The 4051-nt window shown below is 49.3% G+C and carries 5 protein-coding genes; all 5 read left to right on the top strand.

Translation table 11 applies throughout. From position 1 onward, the window contains the following. Positions 1-185: hypothetical protein (locus AAC022_RS26995; protein ID WP_339736416.1), on the top strand; the 185-nt coding region annotated here is incomplete at its 5' end. 327 nt (positions 186-512) lie between these two features. Next, entirely contained in the window at positions 513-905 is a 393-nt protein-coding gene (locus tag AAC022_RS26990; RefSeq protein ID WP_291169587.1) for a hypothetical protein, read from the top strand. 235 nt (positions 906-1140) lie between these two features. Then, a complete protein-coding gene (locus AAC022_RS26985) occupies positions 1141-1926 on the top strand; it encodes a hypothetical protein (protein ID WP_145190939.1) in 786 nt (261 codons plus the stop codon). 33 nt (positions 1927-1959) lie between these two features. Beyond that, positions 1960-3180, top strand: coding sequence for an FtsX-like permease family protein (locus AAC022_RS26980; RefSeq protein WP_145190936.1), 1221 nt, complete (start codon positions 1960-1962; stop codon positions 3178-3180). A 4-nt stretch (positions 3181-3184) separates the two neighbouring features. Further along, complete coding sequence (locus AAC022_RS26975) at positions 3185-3877, top strand: ABC transporter ATP-binding protein (RefSeq protein WP_155366725.1); 693 nt, start codon at positions 3185-3187, stop codon at positions 3875-3877. The last annotated feature ends 174 nt before the right edge of the window (positions 3878-4051 follow it).

Below are 4051 nucleotides of genomic sequence, written 5' to 3'. Positions count from 1 at the left end.
GGATCGATTTGCAGGCTGCAGATTCGCTGAGATATCTCTCAGAAATTGGTGTTCTCGTCGACTCTGAAATTCTGATCCATCATATTTCATCCGAGGTCAGTGTGATCACGTTGGATACTTTTCAGGGGCGATGTGCGATTGGACATGATGTTGCAAGAGGGGTGCTTGTAAAGCCCTGCCACTAAGTTAATATCATCCCTGTTTTGATCTTGGCAGATCTTACTAATTAACCTAGGATTCAACACCCTTATTCCCTCTCTGGATGTATGGGGGATATGCATTGATTACACGGTTTTCGCTGCCTTTGTCGAAAGTTTTTAGACTAATCGACAGAACCAGTATTATTATCCAGTTGTGATCAAGCGGCAGCACTTCGCATGTCGATGCTAGAAGTGCTTGTCTTGTATGATTACGAGGGATACAGGATATAAAATCCATTGATTGCTTGAGGTCTATCTAAAGTCTTTCAAGCCGGCAGAATGCTGTAAAACTTTTTTTCGCTAAGATGTGTGATGAAACTGATTCGCTTGTTCATGATCGTTCTACTACTGCAACCCTGCCCGGTCTGCTGGGGACATGGATTTGCTGCGCAGGGAGAATCAGTTCAGCACGAATCCGGTGACTGCAAAGCTGTTTCCACAGCCTGTTTCTGTTGTGCTCGGTGGAATCAAAGACAGGGAGTCCAGCAGCAGTTGCCGCTGGATGAAGAACATGAATGTCCCTGTACGTGTCATGTTTCTGACGAAATATTTGCCTCTGTTGGGCCGGTAGTGCATCTGGAAAGTTGCACCCATCCGGTGACGTTGGTCGTTAATCTGGATCAGTCCTGCCGCTTCGTAACTCATCTGAATGACGTAGCGAATGACACTTCACAGGCGGCTGTAATACTCCCACTGCGCTTATAAATTTCTCTCGGGCTCGCTTGCCTACTGGCAGTAACGGTCACTAATTGTCCACAGCAATCTTGCTGACCGTCTCTTTGAATTCAATTCTGATTCAAATGATAACTGCTGCGCCTGTGTCTGTTTAAATCAGACTGCATTTCGCTGCTTCTGCGCGCAATTACAGGTCGAGCCCATTACCTCTTTTTGCAGATCAAAATCGCAGCATAATCAACAAACAGGTAAGGAAGTTTATAATATGAAGTCTCACACTTTTTTAAAACTGTTCAAAAATAATGGTATTCGTCTGCTGGCCGCAGGCACTCTTCTGGTTTCCATGTCGAATGTTTCCCCGGCTCAAAATACGCCCCGGGTGGCATCATTGAGCAAGGCGGAAGCATCACGTGCTTCCGCAGCGGAACAGAATAAATACACGTTTATCATGTTCTGGAAAGACCAGGATACAACCACCAAAAGCATGTGGAGCACACTGCAGCAGAATCTGTCCGACAAAAACACAGCGTCCGTTGTGGCGGTTAACACCGGCGATCCCCAGGAACGCAAGATTGTTGAACAGTATGGAGTCTCACGCGCGCCCATGCCGCTTACGCTGGCAGTTGCTCCCAATGGGGCGGTCACCGGTTCCTATGTGAAACAGATCAACGCTGACTATATTCAGCAGGCATTCGTATCCCCCGCCAAATCCCGGTGCATGTTGAATCTGCAGAACCGTAGAATGGTGCTACTGTGTGTGAATGCCTCAAATAGTACAGGAATTCCCAATGGGGTTCAGAATTTCCAATCGATGCCCTGTTACAAAAACGCGGTTGAAGTAATTACCGTCTCACAATCTGAGCCGACCGAACGCGACTTTTTGAATGAACTGAGAGTGCCTGACTCACAAAACTCGTCTGTCATTTTTATGGCACCTCCTGGTGTGATGGTCGGGAAGTTCAACAATAGTGTGACCAGCCAGCAGCTGATTGCCGAGCTGAAAAAAGCTGGAAAAAGCTGCGGCGTGGAAGGCTGCAAACACTGTAAATAAACCATTGCATCATATACTTTAAGGAGGTCTCTCATGACAATGAGAACAATAATCTGGAAAGAAATGAAAGAGCGTCCTACGGCGCTGATCGCCAGCCTGCTGGCAATCATTTTGAGTGTGACAGCGCTGGTAGCGATCCGCAACGTTACAATTTTCTCAGAACAGGAGGTTGCTGGTAAACTTGACGAACTGGGAGCGAACGTACTGATTCTCCCCGAAGGCGTCACACTGCAGGATTATTATGCTGCAGACATGCACAAGGAAACCATCCCAGAAGAACACGTGGCTGAACTGGCACTGGCGGGACTGACCGGAGTGGAAGCGATTACCCCCAAACTCTGTGTCCCCACCAAACTGGACGACCGCAACGTGATTCTGACGGGCATCCTGCCACAGTCCGAAATACAGAAGATGAATGCCTGGTCGGGAGGCGGCATGCTATTCAAAAAGCATGAAGGTTGTAAAGCTAAGATTAACGTGGCTGATGAAAATCTGGACGCTCCAGACTCCCTGGCAGAACGCAGGGCTCTGCAACACCTGAATCAATCTGAAGTTTTGCTTGGTTCTGATTTTGCCGCCAGTAAGGGACTGAAAGAAGGGGACCAGCTCCAACTTCTGGGGGAAACGTTTGAGGTACTCAGCGTGCTTCCCTCGACGGGGACCGTCGATGACAGTCGGGTGTTCGCCCACCTGCATACCGTGCAACGGCTGTCAGGAACAGGACCGGTTGTGAATATTATTGAAGTCATGGGCTGCTGCGAAGACGTCGCTAACGGATTGGTAGGGGAGTTGCAGTCATTACTGCCCGGTACCAAGGTGGTGACGATCGCCAATGTGGTCGAAACTCAGGTTTCGATTAACCGGATGATGACAAATCTATCGTACCTGTTCCTTGCGATTCTGGTGGCCGTCGGTGGTGCGAGTATGGCGAGTGCAAGCTTTGCGAACGTCATAGAACGTCGTCGCGAAATCGGCACGCTGATGGCTCTGGGGGCCACGCCGAGATTCGTCACGCAGTTGTTCCTGGCAAAAGCGGCTCTGCTGGGCCTGGCCGGGGGGATTAGCGGTTATGTTTTGGGAAGTCTGATAGCAGTCTTTCTGGGACCTGTATTTGCGAGTGTAGCAGTGTTTCCAGTCCCGAGTCTGGCAATCGTTGCCTCTACGGTTGCGGTGCTGGTCACTCTGGCTGCCAGTTATTTTCCGGCGCGCCAGGCTTCCCGCCTCGATCCCTGTCTCTGTTTCAAGGAGGTATAACTAAATGTTAAAGTTAGAATCTGTTAAAAAAGTATATTGTAAGCAACAGCACGAAGTGGTCGCGCTAGACTCGACCTCTATTGAAATCGCGCGAGGTGAGTTCGCTGCGATCATCGGTCCCAGCGGGAGCGGAAAAACGACGCTGCTCTCCATGCTGGGGGCAATGTCGGCCCCTTCTGAAGGCCGCATTCTGCTCGACGACGTATCAATTTATGATTTGCCGATTGAGCAGCGCGCTGAAGTCAGACAGAATAAGATTGGATTTGTCTTCCAGACATTCAATCTGGTGCCTTATCTGACCGCGATTGAAAATGTTCAGGTCCCTATGATGCTGTCACAAAAGTTTAAAACAGAGCAACAGGAGCGGGCGGAGGAATTGCTGGGCACGGTTGGGCTGCAGGATAGACTGCATCATAAACCGAGTGAACTCAGTATTGGTCAGCAACAGCGCGTCGCACTGGCTCGCATGCTGGCCAACGACCCGTTGATCATCCTCGCTGATGAACCGACAGGGAACCTTGATCCGGAGACCCGTGATCAGGTTCTTGCTTTCCTGCGGCAATTCAACGAGGAAGGTCGCACGGTCATCATGGTAACACATGATTTGTCTGCTGCGGAGTGTGCCCGCAGAACTTTACGTCTTTCTGAAGGTCGCATCCAGGCAGGTTCAGACCAGAATCTGTTGAAAACAGCTTAAAGAAAGACTTTTATTGGACGGTCTATCTCGAGCTCTCTCTTACAAAGAGAGGGCTCGAGAATCGGCCAACGAGAACATCTCAAAATTATACGTTGGGATGGATTATGAGATTAGAATTATCAGGTTCAGGAGAACTGTGATGCATGGAATGCCGGAAAAGTTAATTAAACTCAG

This window comes from uncultured Gimesia sp., from assembly GCF_963976445.1.
GTDB lineage: Bacteria > Planctomycetota > Planctomycetia > Planctomycetales > Planctomycetaceae > Gimesia.
The sequence above is the reverse complement of the archived record's forward strand: the minus strand, read 5'-3'. Positions and strand labels throughout refer to the sequence as shown.